The following is an 18234-nucleotide window of genomic DNA, read 5'->3' as shown; positions in this document are numbered from 1 at the left end:
GCCTGGCCATGAGTACTGTCATGGATATGGACGAGCGCTACAACCCGTTCACCGGCAAGCGGATCGTGCCCGGTCTCGACGACACGGTGCCCGCCGCGGCCGCGCTCGGCCTCGAGCCGCCGCGGTTCTGCGAGCAGTGCGGGCGCCGGATGATCGTGCAGGTGAGTCCCGACGGCTGGTGGGCCAAGTGCTCGCGGCACGGCGTGATCGACTCGAAGAGTCTGGAACACCGCTAGTGGCGGCCCGTGGTGTGCGGACCGAGGCGGGTGCGGCGTTGCTCGTCTCGGCGGCGGTCGTGGTGTGCAGCGTGCTCGTCGGCGTGCTGTGGGGCTTCCTGGCGCCGACCGAACAGCTGCTCGTCACCGAACCGGGGCGCGGCGCGCCGCTGACCGGCGAGAGCACCCACCAGTTCGACGCCGTCGCGCTGTTCGTCTGCGCGGGCGGGGTGACCGGACTGCTCACCGCGGTGGCGGCTTGGCGTCTGCGCACGGTGCGTGGACCGCTGCTGCAACTCGGGCTGGTGTCCGGCTCGTTGCTCGGCGCGTATTCGATGGCACTGGTGGGGGAGACGGTCGCGGAGCTGCTGCATCCGCGGCCGGACGACCCGCCCGTCGGCCAGATCATCGAGCTCCCAACGCAAGTCGGCACGGCGCTCGCGTTGGTCGTGCAGCCGCTGGTGGCCTCGCTCGTGCTGCTTTTCCTCGCGGCGCTCAATCCGTCGGAGGATCTGGGCACCGGCTACGGCAGCGCATTCGGTCGTTCGCGTCCGGTCGAGGCGTTCACGCCGATCGGGTTCGACGCCGCCGGAGCGGGCGCGCAGTACGGGAGCTCCTACGGCCGTTACGATCCGGCCGCCGAGGGCGGGACGGATTCGGTGTCGCGCCCGGCTCGCTGACACGTCACCCAACCGTTGCCGCTCCGAGCCGTTTCGGTGCCTCTACCACGTAAAATGGTGGAAACACGAGCATTCGGAGAGGGGCGGGTCGTGGCATTCATCGGTGGCGGTCCGGTCGTCGAGGAGATCGACGCGAAGTTCTGGCGGCTGTCCGAGCCGCTCGTCTATCGGGGTGATGTTCAGGAATTCACCGTGCCCGCTGGCTTCCGCACCGACTTCGCCTCGGTGCCGCGCGCGTTGGTCTGGCTCATTCCCCGCTACGGCGCCTACACCCGCGCCGCCATCCTGCACGACTATCTGCTGCGCTCGCGGGAAGTCAGCAGCGCCGACGCCGACGGCCTCTTCCGACGCTGCCTGCGCGAATTCGGCATTTCGGTGCCGCGCCGCTGGATGATGTGGGCGGCGGTGCGCTCGGCGAACCGGTTGCACGGCGCGAGCCCGCGCGACTGGGCCCTGTTCCTGCTGATCGCGGTGCCCTCGGTGCTGTTCCTCGCCATACCGGTGATCGTGGTGACGCTGTTCCTGTGGTTGTTCTGGGTGGTGGAACTGGTGTTCTGGGCCGGTGGGCGGCTCGTCGCCCATACGGCCGCGCCTCCGCCGAAGCCCCAGATGAAGACGGCCTGAACCGATTCGCCGTGCCGCGCCCGGGGTAATCGGCGCCGACCCCTCGCTCCCGCCGTGACGCTCGATGCGGGAGCGGCGGACACCGCAAGACGATTCGCACCGAACCAGTCGCGCGCCCTTCGGTCGATGCCATCCGCGCCTCGCACGGCGGAAAATGGGTGGAGCCCGAAAGGCGGTCGTCGCTACCGTGATCCGGCAAGCAACGGGCCAGGGGGGAGGTGACACCATGCCCGCCCACGCGCATACCGCATCGCAGCCCGACGCATCCCGAATCCCTTCGGAGCGCCCGGATCTCACCGCCTGGCGCCGCCGCCACGAACTTCGCCGCTCCAACGCGGCCCGCCCGATCCCCGGCAAACGCGAGTACCGCCGCACGCCGAAACACCGAAACCGTTCCCACGAAGCCTGATTCGCCTCGGGGTTTCCGGGCTCCGCGGCGGCATGGGACCGGTCCGTCGGGTCCGTCGGAAAATTCAGCGCCAAGCGTCGACGAGATCCGCAGGACCCCAATGCATCGCGAGCGGGAGTTCGGCACCGAGACCCGCGCGGGATACCGCGACAAGCGGCGTTCGAGTGTCGGCACCCGGCACCGAGAGTGTCGCCCGGGCGAGGGCGTCGTAGTCGTGGCGATCGAACGGCCGGTCCTCGAGCCACTTGATCGATCCGAGGAAGTGGATCGCGCCCGCGACCGGCTCACGATCGGCGCCGATCAGATCGATTTCGGGATTGTTCCGCCGGTTCCACCACCCGCCGACCGCCTCGGTATCGGGCCAGCGCTCATCGGGCAGCAGGCGCAGTAGCGATTCGCGGATCAGCGGTTCGACGGCACGCCCACGCCAGGTCGTCCACGACCGTTCGATCCGAGTGCGGGCGACATCGCCACGACCTCGTTCGATCAGCGGAATTCCACGCTGCAGGAAGGCAAGCCAGAATCGAAGGTAGGAATCGGCGATTCGATAGCGCTTGTTCTTGCTGTCGGCTTTGGTCGACAGCGGAAGATCGGCCGCGACAATTCGTTTCGATTGCAATGTGGTCAGCAGTGGTGTCAAGGTTCCGGCGGGAAGTGCGCCCGCTCCGCCCGCCTGTGCCGCGATGGTGCTGAAAGTGCGCTCACCGCTGCCCACCGCCTCGAGCACCGCACGCGATCGCGAGGCTTCGGGAAACTCGCCGAGCAGCGTCAGTTCCCCCGCTACGAGCAACGGAGACAGCGGATTGTCCGTCGAAGCGCGCAGGAAGTCCATTCTGCTCATGCCGGGTCGCCATGACTGGACGATCTCCGGGAAGCCGCCGGTGATCAGCAGTGCGTCGACGGCACCGGCCGGATCGAGACCTGTCATCGACTGAACGTCGGCCAGATGCAGCGGTTCGACGGTCATCTTGGCGGCTCGCCCGAAGAACGGTCGATCGCGGGACTGCAACGCCTCCATGACCGAGATGTCGCTGCCGACCAGAATCAGGAGAACGGGCTTGGCCGACAGGTGACGGTCCCACACCGTCTGCAGTGCGCCCTCGAACTCGCCGTCCTGCTCGACCAGCCACGGGACCTCATCGATCACCGCGATGGTCGGGGAGTCGTCCGGAATCGCAATGGCCAGGGCGCGCAGCGCTTGATTCCAATCGGTGGCTTGCAAGCCGGATATCAACTCCGCGCCACCGAGTGCGGAGTGAGCGACGGTGGAGATGAAGTCCCCGCGCTCGGCAACAGGGTTGCGTCCGCGGGTCGCCTGGAAGACGACGTAGGCGAGCCCGGAGCGATCACAGAACTCTTGGACCAGTCGTGACTTACCCACTCGCCGACGGCCGGTCAAGATGACCGCGCGCCCCCGTGTCGCCCCGGCATTCTCGGTGACGAGGTTGCGCTGCCGAGCCAGAATGTCGAGGTCGGTGGCCCTGCCAGTGAACTCCACGGGACCTCCTGTCGTCTAAACATAGATCGAATCTTACTTTTCCTCATTCTAACTTCGAGACCTCCCGCAGACCCGGGCAGGCGGCTGGATCACTCGGATCGGGGGCGGAGGGCGGCGAATTCGTCGGTGACGCGGAGACCGGAGTCGGTGAAGCGGTAGACGGCGGCGGGGCGGCCGCCCGCGCGGCCGGGGGCGGCGGTGGCTCCGGTGGGGGTGATCACCTTGCGGCGCGCGAGAACGCGCTGGAGGTTGGTGGTGTCGACGTCGTAACCCAGTGCCGCACAGTAGATTTCGCGCAGCGTCGACATGGTGAACGCGGACGGGGCGAGCGCGAAGGCGATGTTCGTGTAGGAGAGCTTGGCGGCCAGCCGGGTGCGGGCGTGGTCGACGACCGTGCCGTGATCGAAGGACATCGCGGGCAGCGCCGAAACCGGGTGCCACGCGGTGTCCTCGGGCAGTTCCGGTTCGGCGGTGAGCGGAACCAGCCCGAGATAGGCCGACGCGATGCGGCGCGGGCCTGGCACGCGGTCGGGGTCGCTGAAGACCGAGAGCTGCTCCAGGTGCGTCAGCTCGCGCACGTCGACCTTCTCGGCCAGCTGGCGGCGCGCCGAGGCGTCCAGATCCTCGTCGTCGCCGAGCCGCCCGCCAGGCAGCGACCACGTGTCCTTCTGCGGGTCGAGCGCGCGCTCCCACAGCAACACCGCGAGCTCGGTGCGCTGATCGGGCGGGCACGGGCCCATGACACCGCTCGCAGCGCTCTGACCTGAGCCTTTGTCTGCGGGGAAGCGGCGAACCTGGAACACCGCGGTGAGCGATTCGTGGATGGTGCTACTATGGGCCACGTTTTCGATTGTAAGTCGAAAACCTGGTTTGGTGCGAATCGGCGGTGTTGCCGGCCGCACGAGGAAGGGAGCCATCATGGCGACGACGGGTGCGAAACTGGCGCCTCCGCTGATGGGGCAGGTATTCGACGGGCCCTCGGGCTACACGGGTGTCGCGGCGACGCCCGAGTGGGCGCAGGAGGTCAAGCGTCTCGCGCGGGAGCGCAACGCGACCATTCTCGCGCACAACTACCAGCTGCCCGAGATCCAGGACGTGGCCGATCACGTCGGCGACTCGCTGGCGCTCTCGCGGATCGCGGCCGAGGCACCCGAGGACACCATCGTCTTCTGCGGCGTGCACTTCATGGCCGAGACCGCGAAGATCCTCAGCCCGGAGAAGACCGTGCTGATCCCGGATCAGCGCGCGGGCTGCTCGCTGGCCGACTCGATCAGCGCCAACGAGCTGCGCGCGTGGAAGGCCGAGCACCCGAACGCGGTCGTGGTGTCCTACGTGAACACCACCGCCGAGGTGAAGGCGCTCACCGACATCTGCTGCACCTCCTCCAACGCGGTCGACGTGGTCGCCTCCATCGATCCCGACCGCGAAGTGCTTTTCCTGCCGGACCAGTTCCTCGGCGCGCACGTCAAGCGCGTGACCGGCCGGGCGAACATGGAGATCTGGGCGGGCGAATGCCACGTGCACGCGGGCATCAACGGCGACGAGCTCACCGAGCAGGCGCGCAGCCACCCGGACGCGGAGCTGTTCGTGCACCCCGAGTGCGGCTGCGCCACCTCGGCGCTGTACCTCGCGGGTGAGGGCGCCTTCCCGGCCGACCGGGTGCACATCCTGTCCACCGGCGGCATGATCGACGCCGCCAAGGCCGCGGCGGAGCGGAGCTCGCGGAGCGGAGGAAAGGACGCAGCGACACAGGTCCTGGTCGCCACCGAGGTCGGCATGCTGCACCAGCTGCGCAAGGCCGCCCCCGGCATCGACTTCCAGGCCGTCAACGACCGCGCCTCCTGCAAGTACATGAAGATGATCACCCCGGCCGCGCTGCTGCGCTGCCTGGTGGACGGCGCCGACGAGGTGCACGTCGATCCGGAAACCGCGGCGCTCGGCCGCAATTCGGTGCAGCGGATGATCGCGATCGGCAATCCGGGCGGCGGCGAGTGAGCCGACGCCGACGACATGCGGCGGGCGCGTAGCGGCGCCGCATGACCTCGGCGGGCGCGGCGATGTTCGCGCCCGAGCTCGGAACGAGAGGCTGGCGGAGATGAATGCTCCGGTAATCGAGTGGGAGGCCTCGGCCGACCTGGTGGTGGTCGGCGGCGGGGTCGCCGGACTGACGGCGGCCCGCACCGCGTCGCTGCGCGGGCTGCGGGTCCTCGCGCTCAGCAAGGGCGGCCCGATCGACACCTCCACCCAGTACGCGCAGGGCGGCATCGCCGTCGTGGCGCCGCACGGTGATTCGATCGAGTCGCACGTGCGGGACACGGTGGAGGCGGGCGCCGGGCTGTGCGAGACGAGCGCGGTGCGCGCCATCGTCGAGGGCGGGCAGGCGGCCGTCGCGGCGCTGACCGACCTCGGCGCGGTGTTCGATCTCGGTCGCGACGGCCAGATCTCGCGCACCAGGGAGGGCGGGCACAGCACGCGCCGCATCATCCACGCGGGCGGCGACGCGACCGGCGCGGAGGTGCAGCGCGCCCTCAACGCGGCGGGTCTGCCCGTGCTGTTCGGCGCGGCGGCCTGCGAGGTGGTCACCGGCCCGAGCGGGGTGCAGGGCGTGATCGCGGTGTCGGACAAGGGTTTCGGTGTGGTGCACACCCCGGCCGTGCTGCTCGCCACCGGCGGGCTCGGCCAGCTCTACGCGCTGAGCACGAATCCGGCAGGCGCGACCGCGGACGGCGTCGCGCTCGCGCTGTGGGCGGGTGCGGCGGTCGCGGACCTGGAGTTCGTGCAGTTCCATCCGACCGTGCTGTACACGCCGGGCGGGCTTGGGCGTCGGCCGCTGATCAGCGAGGCGGTGCGCGGCGAAGGCGCGACCCTCGTTGATGCCGAGGGCAATTCGGTGACGGCGGGGGTGCATCCGCGCGGTGATCTCGCGCCGCGCGATGTGGTCTCCAGGGCCATCGCCGCCAGGATGCGCGAGCTCGGCACGGATCACGTCTTCCTCGACGCCCGGGCGATCGACGGTTTCGCGCAACGTTTTCCGACGATCACCGCGTCCTGCCTTGCCGCGGGGATCGACCCGCGCGCCTGCCTGATTCCCGTCGCGCCCGCGGCGCACTATCAGTGCGGCGGCGTCGTCACCGATGCGCACGGCCGGACCGGTGTGCCCGGACTGTACGCGGCGGGTGAAGTGGCGCGGACCGGGTTGCACGGCGCGAATCGGTTGGCGTCCAACAGCCTTCTCGAAGGACTGGTCGTCGGCGAACGAGCCGGTGCGGCGGCCGTGGAGCGCCTCGGCGCGCCCGCGGAGGTCACCGACGTGCGGCCGCGGACCATGCCGCGGGTGCCGCGCGCGGCGCTTCAGCAGGTGATGACCGCGCACGCCGCAGTGGTGCGGGACAGGGACGGGCTCGCGAGCGCGACGGCGACCTTGGAACGCGCTGTGCTGCACGGCATGTCGAGCCGCTTCGCCTCGGACGGTGCCGTCGTGCCGCCCGCACCGGAGGATCTGGCGGCGCGCCGGATCGCCGAACTGGAGGACGGCGCGCTGACGCTCACCGCCCGGGTGCTGCTGCTCGCCGCGGCGGCCCGCGCCGAAAGCCGGGGCTGCCACACGCGATCCGATCATCCCGAGCCGAACGAGGCGCTGCGGCACAGCATTCCGATTCGCCTGGACGCCGACGGACGACCCGACGTGTTCCTGGCAGGCGGCTCGCCGGAAGGGGAACCGCTGGCTTCTCGCCTTGCCGACGACCCCGAGGCCCCGGCGCTGACCCTGGCGGTTCCGTGAACCCCGATATCGACTTTCGCCCGCGCCCGTCGCGGGCCGGCAGAAGAGGAGTGCGCTGATGGCGCTGGACGCCGCACTGGACCGCGACGAGGTGCTCGCGCTCATTCGCACCGCGCTGGACGAGGATCTGCGCTATGGACCGGACATCACCACGATGGCGACCGTGCCCGCCGACGCGGCGGTCAAGGCCTCGGTGGTCTCCCGTCAGCCGGGCACCGTCGCCGGCATCGACGTGGGGCTGCTGGTGCTCGACGAGGTGATCGGCGCGAGTGAGTACGAGATCACCGAGCGGGTGGCCGACGGGACCCGGGTGCGCGCTGGCGACGTCGTGCTCGGCGTCGTCGCGCCGACGCGCGGGCTGCTGACCGCCGAGCGCACCATGCTCAACCTGATGTGCCACCTGTCCGGCATCGCCACCGCCACCGCGGCGTGGGTCGACGAGGTCGAGGGCACCGCGTGCGCGATCCGCGACAGCCGCAAGACGCTGCCCGGCCTGCGCGGCCTGCAGAAGTACGCGGTGCGGGTCGGCGGCGGGGTGAACCACCGGATGGGGCTGGGTGACGCGGCGCTGATCAAGGACAACCACGTCGTCGCGGCGGGTTCGGTCGTCGACGCGCTGCGCGCGGTGCGCGAACTGGCGCCCGATCTGCCCTGCGAAGTGGAGGTCGACAGCCTGGAACAGCTCGACGCCGTGCTCGCCGAGAACGTGGAACTGGTACTGCTGGACAACTTTCCGCTCTGGCAGACCCAGGCCGCCGTGCAGCGGCGCAACGCCGTCGCGCCGGAGACCAAGCTGGAGTCCTCGGGCGGGCTGACCCTGGAGATGGCGGCCGATTACGCGCGCACGGGTGTCGACTACCTCGCGGTCGGGGCGTTGACGCACTCGGTGCGGGTGCTCGATCTCGGTTTGGACATGTGAGCGGGCGCGGTCGCAGGTAGGCGCGCGGTTGTTCACCGCTCCCTGGCAACCCGATCGCAAATGGGGGTCGGCAATCGGCGGCAAAAGGCGCAAACTTACTCGTAGAACGGCTTGACGCGGTTCATCCGACTGGCGTTGTCACCGGGACCCGGTGGCGTGCCAGCAAACGAGTGGAGGTACGCGATGTCCATGTCATCGACGGTGGAAGAATGCCTGCGCGATGCGGGCGTCGAATACGAGGTCGTGCGTCATCCGCACAGCTACACCAGCGCCCATACCGCGTCGGTGGCCAACATCCCCGCAGATCGTCTCGCCAAGACGATCATGCTCGAGGACGATCAGGGCTACGTCGGCGCGGTGCTGCCATCGACCCATCACCTGCGCCTGTCGAAACTCTGGGCGCAGACCGGACGGCATCTGGTCCTCGCCAAGGAGTCCGAGCTTCGCTCGGTCTTCAAGGACTGCGAGGTCGGCGCGATCCCGGCCGTCTGCACCGCGTACGGCGTGCAGACGTTGATGGACGAAAGCCTCACCACGGTGCCCGACGTCTATTTCGAGGCCGGGGACCACGAGGAACTCGTCCACCTGCGGACGGATCAGTTCATGCGGCTGATGGAGCGGGCGGAGAAGGCGCACTTCGCCAAGCGCGGGGGAGGTCCTCCGGAGTGAGGTTCCGTTTCGAGCGCTGATCAGAGGGCGCGGACCATTGTTCGCTGATGCACCGGCTTGCCCCGATGGCGCAGGCCGGGGACCAGCGGCGCCGGGCCGTGCTTGGTGAAGCCCGACCGCTCGAAAAACCTTACGGCGCGGGTGTTTTCGACCAGGGTCTGGAGGTGGCAGCCGGGGGATCCCGCCGCTGTGGCGTGCTCGAGGAAGCGCGCGATCAGTCCGTCGGCCGCGCCGGTGCTCCGGCCCTCCTCGGCCACGTTGATGTGCAGGTGCGAGGGCCAGCGCGGGTCGGTGAAGTCGCCCGCGGTGGGTTGGCGGCGTAGCTTCGCGACCGATGCGTCCAGTGCTTACACCGCCGCCTCGGATTCCGCGTGTCTCCACAGTGATTCGGTCGGTGCTCCCGCGCCGGCGCGGCGGGCGAGGGCGCGCAGCTCGTCGCGATCGGACTCGGTGAACCGGCGAATCTCCACGGCACCCAACGTACCGCCGCGAAGGAATTCAGCGTCTCCGAGGCGTGGGTGTCAGCTCGTCAAGCTCGCGGTCAGCCGACGCAGCAGCGTCTCGAACTGATTCAGGATCTCGGGCGGGTACTCGGCGAGGATCGCGTCCTGGCGTTCGTTGCACGGGCGGAAGAACTCGTCGGCCAGCTCCTTGACCTGCGCGCCTGCGCGCAGCGTGACCACCCGCCGGTCGGTGTGCTCGCGGGTGCGGGTGATGTACCCGGCGTCTTCCAGCCGGTTGAGCAGCGAACTCATCGCGCCCGAGGTCAGCGCGATGCGCTTGCTCAGCAGCGCCGGCGAGATCGGCGTGCCGAGCGACTCCGCGGAGGCGATCTCCAACAGCGCGAAGGCGTCGGTGGAATGCACGCCGAGTTCCGCGGCGAAGCGGCGGCCGAGCTCGGCGAAGCTCGCGCCGTAGGACAGCAGGCCGTCGGCGAGCCGTTCGCGTTGCGCCGCATGGTCGTTCGACACCCGCACTCCTTTCGCTCGATGAGCACGAGCCCGTGCCCGCACGGATTGACAACTTACCCGGTCGCGGAATAACTTCATCATAAAGTAACTTGATGATGGAGGTAAATTGTCAGCCGAAACCGATACACCCTCCGCCCGGCGCTGGTTCGGGCTGATCGCCGTCTCGTTGGGTGTCGCGCTGATCGTCGTGGACCTGACGATCGTCAACGTGATCGTCGCCCCGATCATCGACGACCTGGGCATCACCTCGATCGAGGCGCAATGGATCCAGGAGTCCTACGCCATCGTCTTCGCGGCGCTGCTGTTGGTCACCGGGCGCGTCGCCGACTTGTACGGTGCGCGAAGGCTTTTCGTGATCGGTCTGGTGATCTTCGGCGCGACGAGCCTGCTGGCCGCCGCGGCGCCGAGCGGAGGCGCGCTCATCGCCGCCCGCTTCCTGCAGGGAGTCGGCGGCGCGATGATCTTGCCGACCTCGCTGGCGTTGGTGAACGCGGGTTTCGCGGGCCCGGCGCGCGCCAAGGCGTTCGCGATCTGGGGTTCGACCATCGGCGCCGCGGCGGCGGTCGGCCCGCTGCTCGGCGGCTGGCTGGCCGACTTCTCGTGGCGGTGGGCGTTCGGCATCAACATTCCGCTGGTGCTCGTCATCGTGGCGGCGGTGCTGCAATTCCTGCCGGATCGGCGCGGAACGGAGGCCGTCGACGGTTCCGCGCACGGCCGGAGGGAAGTCGGCGGCGGACTCGATCTGCGCGGCGCGGCGTTGTCGGTGCTGGGGCTCGGGCTGCTGTCGTTCGCGTTGATCGAAGGGCGTCATTACGGGTGGGTGCGCACGATCGAGCCGATGGTCGTCGGGGAGATCGCCTGGCGCGGTGGACCGTCGCCGGTGCTTGTCGCGTTCCTCGTGGCGGTCGCCGCGCTGGCGCTGTTCTGGCGGCGGCAGCGTCGGCTGGTGCGCACGGGCGGTGAACCCCTGCTGGATATTCGGCTGTTCGGGATCGCGTCGTTTCGCAACGGCAATGTCGTCACGCTCGTCGTGGGTGTCGGCGAATTCGGGATCATCGCGGTGCTGCCGCTGTGGATGCAGTTCACCCTCGGCTACACCGCCTTCCAGACGGGGCTCGCGCTCGCCGCGCTGGCGGTCGGCAGCTTCTTCGCCAGCGGGGCGAGCTTCTCGATGACCGCGTCGGCGATGGCGCAGGTGCGCATCGGCTTGCTGCTGGAGGCCGCGGGGCTGACGTTGCTCGCGTTCGTCGCGGCCGTGGACACGCCTTGGTGGGCCATTGTCCTCGCGCTCTTCGTCTACGGCGTCGGCGTCGGCTTCGCGACCGCGCAGGTGACGAACGTGGTGCTCACCGAAGTGCCCGCCGAACGCGCCGGCCAAGGCTCTGGCATCCAGAGCGCCGCAAGGGAACTCGGCTCCGCCCTCGGTATCGCCGTACTCACCACGCTGTTCTTCAGCGTGCTCGGCAACGACCTGCGCGACCGTCTGGTGGAAACCCCCGGCGCCGACGGCCTGACCGACGCCGTCACGGCCAGCGCCGGATCGGCTATCCCCGCACTGGCCGCGGATCCCGCCACCGCCCCGGTCGCCGCGGCCGCCCGCGAGTCCATGTCCTCGGGTCTAGCGCTCACCGCCTACGCCTGCGCGGGGCTGCTCCTCTTGGCCTTGGCCGCGACCGTGTCCATCCGCCAGCGTCCAGCGCCGGTTTCGACTCCTGCGGTCGACGAACCCGCCACTCCCTGAGTCCGGCACACGGTCACCCGTCCCACAAGGTGCGGCCTTGTGGGACGGGTGCACGCTGCGGTCCATGGGCGGGTCCAGGGCAAGTCGCAGTGCTTGCTTGTCGGACTCGGGCGCGGCTCCTCGCTCGCAGCCGCCCGATCCGGACAGGGATGGTTGCGCACAGCGGTGCGAGCGCCTGTCGCGCGGCGGGCCATGCGGGGGTCGGTCGCTTCACAGACCTTTGGACGCTTTGTAGGCGCCATCGAGGCGTGTGGAGGTATGCGGAGGTATGCGACAGAGCGCATGCTCGGGACGGCGGGCGAGAGAAGTGCGGAGACGTCCCACCCGAACGCGTGGTCACGAGTAGGGGTGCCTGCGGTCCGCGGCGTCAGGCGGTGAGTTCGCGTTCCAGCGGGGTGCGGAAGCGCGGGATGGCGCGGACGGGGCCGAACCACTTCGCGGTGCGGGCGGCTTCGGATTCGATGCGGGACTCCGCTTCGGAGCCGACGTCTTCCAGGAGGCGCCAGACGATCTCGCCGTCCTTGCGCTGGGCCCAGCCGCCGACGATGCGGCCGTTCCACCAGAGGGTGGGGCCGATGTTGCCGTTGCGGTCGAAGAGGGCCGTGGCGTGCGGGCCGAGGTACCAGTCGCGGGACTGCCAGCCCATCGGGGTCGGGTCGAGCGCGGGGAGGAGGGCGGCCCAATCCTCGGGCGGCGCAACGGGTTCGAGGTCGTCGGCGAGGGCAAGGCCGGGTGTGCCGTCCAGGTCGACCTCCGCCACCTCCAAGCGGGCAAGCGCCTTGCGAACCTCGGCCAATGACCAACCCGTCCACCATTTGAGGTCGCTGAGCGGGGCCGGGCCGAAGGCGGCCAACCACTGGCGCACCAGTTCGGCGCGTGCCTCGTCGGCGGGCATGTCCGCGACGCCCTCGGGCAGCCACGATTCGACTGGCGCCCACAGGTATTGGCTGCTCGCCCAGCTGCCGTTCGGCCGCCCGCGCACGATGCGACCCTCGCAGCCCAGGGTGACCAGCACCCAGGTGGTGATGTTGGTCGGCTTCGAATACGCCTTGTCCGGTGCGGGATTCACCTGGGTGCGCAGCCGCGGCACGTCCTTGCCGAGCTGCGCGCCGGTGGCGGCGCCGCGAGCGAGCAGCGCGCGGTGGGTTTCCTCCTCGACCTCGGCCCACCAGCTCGCGACATCGCCGTCGCCGATTCCGGCCTGCTCGAGGAAACGCCCGTAGGTCTTGCGTTGCTTGTCCGCCAACGCGTTCGCGCACGCGGCCTGGAGCACCGGAACCAGGTCGACGGGCGCGACGAACATGGTCCGGCGCATCGCGAGCATGCGCAGCAGCGTCCGCTCGTCGTACAGCGCGCGCTCCACGTCGGCGGGTGTCGCAAGCAGGCTGCGCGCGCCGAGGGAAAGGAACACCGTGGCCGGGTCGGTGGCGTGCAGAACCACCAGCGACCTCGCGATATCCGTGATGTCGTCGGTGCGGTGCGCGTCCGCAAGCCGGTGCCGCACTCCCAGTCGCGCACGCCGCTCGGCGGCATCTATCGAACGCATAGGCGAATACTAGCCGCGGAACACTTCCCGCCGGTCGTCGGTTGTTCGGTTCGACAACGACGAAGAGAGGCGTGAGATGAGCAAGCCGGCGGATGCCGCATATCACTGGAACGGCGCGGAGTTGGACCTGGACGCCTATCTGGACAGGATCGGCTTCGACGGAGAACGCGCCCCCACCCTCGCGACGCTGCGCGAACTCGTCCGCCTGCACACCACCGCGATCCCGTTCGAGAACCTGGAGCCGGTGCTCGGCCGCCCGATCCCGCTGGACCTGGCCACCTTGCAGGACAAGCTGGTGCGCCGCCGTCGCGGTGGCTACTGCTACGAGAACGTCGGGCTCTTCGCCGCCGCGCTGGAACGCCTCGGCTTCGGGGTCACCGGACTCAGCGGCCGGGTGACGATGGGCTCCGGCGGATTGCGCCCCGCGGCGCACGCCCTGCTGCGCGTGACGACCGCGGACGACGACCGCGTCTGGATCTGCGACGTCGGGTTCGGTTCGGGCCCGCTCGAGCCCTTCGAGCTGGTCGAACGTCCCGGCGAGTTCGCCTTGGGCCAGTGGCGATTCCGCCTCGAACGCACCGTCGGCGAGCTGGACACCGATCTGTGGGTGCTGCACCAGTTCGGTCGCGACGGCTGGATCGACCGCTACACCTTCACGACCACCCCGCAGTACCGCATCGACTTCGAGGTCGGCAACCACTTCGTGTCCACCTCGGCCCGCTCGCCGTTCACCGCGCGCCCGTTCGTGCAGCGCTTCCTGCCCGATGTCCACCACGTGCTCGACGGCCTGAATCTCGTCACCGAACACCCCGACGGATCGAGCGAGACCCGCGAGCTGGAGCCCGGTGAACTGCCCAAGATCCTGGAAGAGGTCTTCGACATCGAACTCGACCCGGCCGACGCCGCCGAGCTGAGCACGGCGCCCTGGCTCGACCGCTGACCGCGACACCGTCGGCGCGGGTACGCCGCGCCGACGGACGGTTTGGGTACCGTCGGCTGGGTGCGCACCCACCGGAAGCTCCTGGTCCTGTCCGCAGCGCCCGTGCTCGCCCTCGCCGCGTGCGGTTCCGGGCCCGAACAGCCGGACACCGTGGCCGGTCAGTTCGCCGACGCGCTGAACCGCGACGACGTCGCCGCGGCGGCCGCGCTCACCGACGACCCCGCCAAGGCGACCGACACGCTGAATCAGCTCTACGACGGTCTCGGCAAGGAGGTCACCTTCGAGGTGCGCTCGACCGACGGGAACGGTTTCACCCTCGCCGCCACCTGGCACCTGGGCAAGGGCGGCAGGAACGAGTGGAGCTACACCACCGTCGGCGAGGCCACCGAGAACGGCGACTGGAAGATCCGCTGGGATCCCGCCACCGTCGCGCCCGGCTTGGCCGCGGGCCCGTTGACCTTCGGACCCGCCTTCGCCAAGCCCGCTCGCGTCCTCGACGGCGCGGGCGGCGATCTCATGACCGAACAGATCGTCACCTTGGTGAATCTCGCGCCCGGTGTGGACACCGCCGCCGTCGCGGCCCTGCTCGCGCCGCTGGCTCCGGGCATCACCGCGCAGTCCCTTGACGCGGAACTCGCGTCCGCGCAAGGGAAGCCGGTTACCGCGATCACGCTGCGCGCCGCCGACATCGCCCCGATCAACGACGCGCTCGCCGCGCTGCCCGGCGTCACCCTCGCACCGCAGACCCGGCTGCTGACCGTCGACAAAGCGCTGTCCTCGCCGACCATGACCGGCATCGCCGAGCTGTGGCAGCAGAACGCCGACGAGGCGGCGGGCTGGGCGGTGCGCGCCAAGACGCCCACCGGCACCGAACGCATCGCGGGGGAGGATCCGCGCCCGACCGCCGACATCGCCACCACGCTGAGCACCGGATTGCAGCGCGCCGCAGAGGACGCCCTCGCCCCGATAGCCCAGCCCGCGGCGATCGTCGCGCTCCAGCCCTCCACCGGCAACGTGCTCGCCATGGCGCAGAACGCCGCCGCGGACGCGCAGGGACCGATCGCGCTGACCGGCCTGTACCCGCCGGGCTCGACCTTCAAGACGGTGACGGTCTCGGCCGCGCTCCAGGCGGGTGAGGTGAACCCCGACACCGTGTTGCCCTGCCCCGGCTCCGCGGACATCGAAGGCCGCCGAATCCCCAACGACGACAACTTCGATCTCGGTCAGGTCCCGCTGCACACCGCGTTCGCCCGCTCCTGCAACACGACGATGGGCATGCTCGGCGTGCAGCTGCCGCCGGACGGGCTGACCAAGGCCGCCGCCCAGCTCGGGCTCGGCATCGACTACGTCACACCCGGCTTGACCACGGTCACCGGCAAGGTGCCCACCGCCGACACCCCGGCCGAGCGCGTCGAGTCCAGCATCGGTCAAGGACAGGTGACAGCGTCGCCGTTCGGCATGGCGTTGGTCGCCGCCTCGATCGCCCGTGGCTCGGTGCCGACGCCGACCGTGGTGCAGGGCAGGCCCGGCGTGGCGGATCGGCAGCCGGAGCCGCTCTCCGGAACCGTCGACGACCAGCTGAAGACCATGATGCGCGAGACCGTCACCGGTGGCACCGCGACGCAGTTGCGCGACATCCCCGGCCTCCTCGGCAAGACCGGCACCGCGGAGTACATCGACGACACCCACGCGCACGGCTGGTTCGTCGGAATCGACGGTGACCTGGCCTTCGCGGTGTTCGTCGCCGACGCGGGCAGCTCCGCTCCGGCGGTGGAGGCCGCCGGTCGGATGCTGCGCGCCCCGCGATAACCTTCTGCGTCTGCTGTTCGGGCGATTTGGGCGGCGGATATATCCCGGCTGGCGCGGACCGCGCTCGGTGCGCCCGCTACACTCGTCGGCGGGCCGCGTCAGCGGTCAATATGCGGGATGTCACGATTTCGAGAAGGTTCGGAGTAGGCGCCATCGATACCGGTCAGTTGATCGCGGAGCATTACCGCCTGGTCGAGCGGATTGGTAGCGGCGGCACAGGTGTCGTCTGGCGTGCCACCGACGAGCGACTCCGGCGTTCCGTGGCGATCAAGCAGATCCACATAAAAGCGAGCCTGCCGGAGGCCGAACGCGACATCGTGCGCCAGCGCGCGACCCGCGAGGCCAGGAACGCGGCGCGCTTCCAGCACCCCAACGCGATCGTGGTGTTCGACATCACCGAGCACGAGGGCGACCCGTGTCTGGTGATGGAGTACCTGAAGTCGCGCAGCCTTGCCGCGGTGCTCTCCGCGCAGGGCACGCTGCCGCTGACCCAGGTCGCGCGCATCGGCGAGCAGGTCGCCTCGGCGCTGATCGCCGCGCACCAGGCGGGCATCGTGCACCGCGACGTGAAGCCGGGCAATGTGCTGCTCGACGATCACGGCACGGTCAAGATCACCGACTTCGGCATCTCCCGCGCCACCGGCGACGTCACGCTCACCGAGACCGGCCTGATCTGCGGCACCGCCGCTTATCTCGCGCCCGAGGTGGCCCGCGGCGCCGATCCGACGCCCGCCGCCGACGTGTTCTCCCTCGGCGCCACGCTCTTTCACGCGCTGGAGGGCGAACCGCCCTACGGCGCAAGCGCGAATCCGCTCGCGGTGCTCTACGCGGCGGCCAACGGTCAGGTGAGCCAGCCGCGAAACGCGGGGCCCGCCACCGATTTCCTGCTCGCGCTGCTGAACCCGGATCCGGAGGAACGGCCGAGCATGCGCGTCGCGCGCGACACGCTCGCCGCCTTCGCCGACTCCGGCGCCAACCCGGTGCCGGTCGGATTCGTCCCGGCCAGTGAGACTTTCGCGCGCCAGTCGGCCTCGGAGGCGGCGACGCGCGCGCTGCGCACGCCGGTGCCGCAGCCCACCCACCAGCCGACCGAACGGCACGTCCGTCCGCTGCCGCCGCCGCAGCACGCCGCCGCGCACCCGAACACGGCCGCGCACCCGAGGACCGCGGCCCAGCCGCGTCCGGCGTCCGGCTCCTCGGCGGGCAAGCGGCGCGCGGTGCTCATCGGCGGCGTCGTCGGCGCGGTGGTGGCCGTCGCCGCGCTGCTGATCGGCAGCCTGAACGAGTCGGACTCGAATTCCCCTGCGGCGCAGGCCACTCCGCCGTCGGCGAGCGCCACCGCCTCCGGCAAGGCGACCACGACGGCACCGGCGCTCGGCCGCACGCCGAGCGCGGGCACCGTCGAGTGGGGACCGGCCGGTCAGCTGATCGTCGACTTCTACAGCAACCCGAGCGGGTCCTGGTCGCTGCTCACCCCGGCGGCGCAGAAGGCCTACGGCGGGGAGCAGGCGTTCCGCGACTACTGGGGCTCGCGCATCGTCGACACGTTCTCCAGCATCCAGGCGGCCACCGGCTCCAACAACGCCGACGGCTCGGTGGACATGCGGCTTGGCAACCTGACGGTGGAGGGCGAGTCCAAGCAGCTGGTGCTGCGGGTCGTCGACAGCGGCGGGCGGCTGCTCATCGACAGCGAAACCCGCTGAGCCGCAGCGGGTCCGTCGCGCAGGGGTCTCGGTTAGGGGCGCCGGCGAAACAGCTTGGCGCGATTGTGTATATCGCCGCTCGCTTGCGGCCGAGTAGGCTTCCGGCATGACGATCAGGGGGATGCTGGCGGAGGAACGCGCCGAGCTCATCGCGTTGCTGCGCGACCTGCGCGCGGAGGAGTGGGAGGCGCCGTCGCTGTGCACGGGGTGGACCGTGCGGGACGTGGTCGGGCATCTGCTGTACGACACCATCGCGCCGCTGACCTACGGGGGCATCGTCGTCCGGTGCGGGTTCTCGATCGACCGGGTCAACGATCGGCTGGTCCGTAAGACGCGGACGCTGTCGACCGACCGGCTGATCGACGAGTTCGAGAATGCCGCGGGCAAGCTCTCCCGGTTCGGTCCGGCGCTGGTGCTCGCCGATCTGTTCGTGCACCAGCAGGACATTCGACGCCCGCTCGGCCGCACCCGCGCGATCCCGGCCGGGCGGATGCGTTACCTGGTCGAGCATCCCGACCCGTTCGTCCGGCCGGGGCGACGTACGAAGGGGTTGCGGCTGGTGGCCACGGACCTGGACTGGGCCGACGGCAGCGGGCCAGAGGTGCGCGGGCCTGCGGAGGCCCTCGCTCTCGCGATGGTCGGGCGTCCGGTGGTGCTCGACGAGCTCGAAGGCGAGGGGGTCGCCGAATTGCGCCGTCGCTCCGCGTGAGCGTCGCGTTCGGCAATCCG

At 70.1% G+C, this 18234-nt stretch carries 19 protein-coding genes; 12 read left to right on the top strand and 7 right to left on the bottom strand.

Annotated elements, in window-relative coordinates:
• Nucleotides 1-8: 8 nt before the first annotated feature.
• The 3 genes from bsaP (at nt 9) to NAM01S_RS33460 (ending at nt 1519) form a co-directional block, all read left to right on the top strand.
• Complete coding sequence (gene bsaP / locus NAM01S_RS33470; RefSeq protein WP_067793307.1) at nt 9-236, top strand: biotin synthase auxiliary protein BsaP; 228 nt, start codon at nt 9-11, stop codon at nt 234-236.
• On the top strand, nt 236-895 hold the full coding sequence (locus tag NAM01S_RS33465) for a DUF2567 domain-containing protein (RefSeq protein ID WP_067793305.1): 660 nt from the start codon (nt 236-238) through the stop codon (nt 893-895). Before bsaP ends, NAM01S_RS33465 begins: the two co-directional genes overlap by 1 nt.
• A gap of 90 nt (nt 896-985) precedes the next feature.
• Nucleotides 986-1519, top strand: a complete 534-nt coding sequence (locus tag NAM01S_RS33460; RefSeq protein ID WP_067793303.1) for a DUF1353 domain-containing protein — start codon at nt 986-988, stop codon at nt 1517-1519.
• 473 nt (nt 1520-1992) lie between these two features.
• On the opposite strand, the gene NAM01S_RS33455 is transcribed toward NAM01S_RS33460, so the two are convergent.
• Nucleotides 1993-3426, bottom strand: a complete 1434-nt coding sequence (locus NAM01S_RS33455) for an ATP-binding protein (protein WP_067793300.1) — start codon at nt 3424-3426, stop codon at nt 1993-1995.
• A gap of 89 nt (nt 3427-3515) precedes the next feature.
• On the bottom strand, nt 3516-4268 hold the full coding sequence (locus tag NAM01S_RS33450; RefSeq protein ID WP_067793298.1) for an NUDIX hydrolase: 753 nt from the start codon (nt 4266-4268) through the stop codon (nt 3516-3518).
• A gap of 76 nt (nt 4269-4344) precedes the next feature.
• On the opposite strand from NAM01S_RS33450, the gene nadA reads away from it, so the two are divergent.
• From nadA to NAM01S_RS33430, 4 genes are all read left to right on the top strand, one after another.
• A complete protein-coding gene (gene nadA / locus NAM01S_RS33445; protein WP_067793365.1) occupies nt 4345-5421 on the top strand; it encodes a quinolinate synthase NadA in 1077 nt (358 codons plus the stop codon).
• A gap of 100 nt (nt 5422-5521) precedes the next feature.
• Nucleotides 5522-7207 (top strand): L-aspartate oxidase, encoded by a 1686-nt coding sequence (locus NAM01S_RS33440; protein WP_067793296.1) that lies wholly within the window; start codon nt 5522-5524, stop codon nt 7205-7207.
• A 58-nt stretch (nt 7208-7265) separates the two neighbouring features.
• The gene (gene nadC / locus NAM01S_RS33435) at nt 7266-8126 is read left to right on the top strand and encodes a carboxylating nicotinate-nucleotide diphosphorylase (RefSeq protein ID WP_067793295.1); all 861 of its coding nucleotides are present in this window, start codon (nt 7266-7268) and stop codon (nt 8124-8126) included.
• Nucleotides 8127-8309: 183 nt separating this feature from the next.
• Nucleotides 8310-8795, top strand: coding sequence for an aminoacyl-tRNA deacylase (locus NAM01S_RS33430; RefSeq protein ID WP_067793292.1), 486 nt, complete (start codon nt 8310-8312; stop codon nt 8793-8795).
• A gap of 20 nt (nt 8796-8815) precedes the next feature.
• Here the strand turns inward: NAM01S_RS33430 and NAM01S_RS36950 are convergent, their stop codons facing one another.
• From NAM01S_RS36950 to NAM01S_RS33420, 3 genes are all read right to left on the bottom strand, one after another.
• Nucleotides 8816-9052, bottom strand: a complete 237-nt coding sequence (locus NAM01S_RS36950; protein ID WP_253799207.1) for a GNAT family N-acetyltransferase — start codon at nt 9050-9052, stop codon at nt 8816-8818.
• 90 nt (nt 9053-9142) lie between these two features.
• Complete coding sequence (locus tag NAM01S_RS36945; RefSeq protein ID WP_255284353.1) at nt 9143-9265, bottom strand: hypothetical protein; 123 nt, start codon at nt 9263-9265, stop codon at nt 9143-9145.
• Between the two features lie 51 nt (nt 9266-9316).
• The gene (locus tag NAM01S_RS33420) at nt 9317-9766 is read right to left on the bottom strand and encodes a MarR family winged helix-turn-helix transcriptional regulator (RefSeq protein ID WP_067793291.1); all 450 of its coding nucleotides are present in this window, start codon (nt 9764-9766) and stop codon (nt 9317-9319) included.
• A 106-nt stretch (nt 9767-9872) separates the two neighbouring features.
• On the opposite strand from NAM01S_RS33420, the gene NAM01S_RS33415 reads away from it, so the two are divergent.
• Nucleotides 9873-11507, top strand: a complete 1635-nt coding sequence (locus NAM01S_RS33415) for an MFS transporter (protein WP_067793288.1) — start codon at nt 9873-9875, stop codon at nt 11505-11507.
• 367 nt (nt 11508-11874) lie between these two features.
• On the opposite strand, the gene NAM01S_RS33410 is transcribed toward NAM01S_RS33415, so the two are convergent.
• A complete protein-coding gene (locus tag NAM01S_RS33410) occupies nt 11875-13053 on the bottom strand; it encodes a winged helix DNA-binding domain-containing protein (protein WP_067793287.1) in 1179 nt (392 codons plus the stop codon).
• Between the two features lie 76 nt (nt 13054-13129).
• On the opposite strand from NAM01S_RS33410, the gene NAM01S_RS33405 reads away from it, so the two are divergent.
• Entirely contained in the window at nt 13130-13993 is an 864-nt protein-coding gene (locus NAM01S_RS33405) for an arylamine N-acetyltransferase family protein (protein ID WP_067793282.1), read from the top strand.
• Between the two features lie 60 nt (nt 13994-14053).
• Nucleotides 14054-15802 (top strand): penicillin-binding transpeptidase domain-containing protein, encoded by a 1749-nt coding sequence (locus NAM01S_RS33400; RefSeq protein WP_067793363.1) that lies wholly within the window; start codon nt 14054-14056, stop codon nt 15800-15802.
• Nucleotides 15803-15900: 98 nt separating this feature from the next.
• Here the strand turns inward: NAM01S_RS33400 and NAM01S_RS36940 are convergent, their stop codons facing one another.
• The gene (locus tag NAM01S_RS36940; protein WP_245910679.1) at nt 15901-16083 is read right to left on the bottom strand and encodes a hypothetical protein; all 183 of its coding nucleotides are present in this window, start codon (nt 16081-16083) and stop codon (nt 15901-15903) included.
• Between NAM01S_RS36940 and NAM01S_RS33395 the strand changes: the two genes are divergently transcribed.
• Nucleotides 16003-17505 (top strand): serine/threonine-protein kinase, encoded by a 1503-nt coding sequence (locus NAM01S_RS33395; protein ID WP_253799218.1) that lies wholly within the window; start codon nt 16003-16005, stop codon nt 17503-17505. The two genes, NAM01S_RS36940 and NAM01S_RS33395, sit on opposite strands and share 81 nt — an antisense overlap.
• Before the next feature lie 106 nt (nt 17506-17611).
• On the top strand, nt 17612-18214 hold the full coding sequence (locus NAM01S_RS33390) for a maleylpyruvate isomerase family mycothiol-dependent enzyme (RefSeq protein WP_067793279.1): 603 nt from the start codon (nt 17612-17614) through the stop codon (nt 18212-18214).
• The last annotated feature ends 20 nt before the right edge of the window (nt 18215-18234 follow it).

The organism is Nocardia amikacinitolerans NBRC 108937 (assembly GCF_001612615.1).
Taxonomy (GTDB): Bacteria; Actinomycetota; Actinomycetes; order Mycobacteriales; family Mycobacteriaceae; genus Nocardia; species Nocardia amikacinitolerans.
Note: the sequence above shows the minus strand (reverse complement) of the source record. Positions and strands in the feature narration are given on the sequence as shown.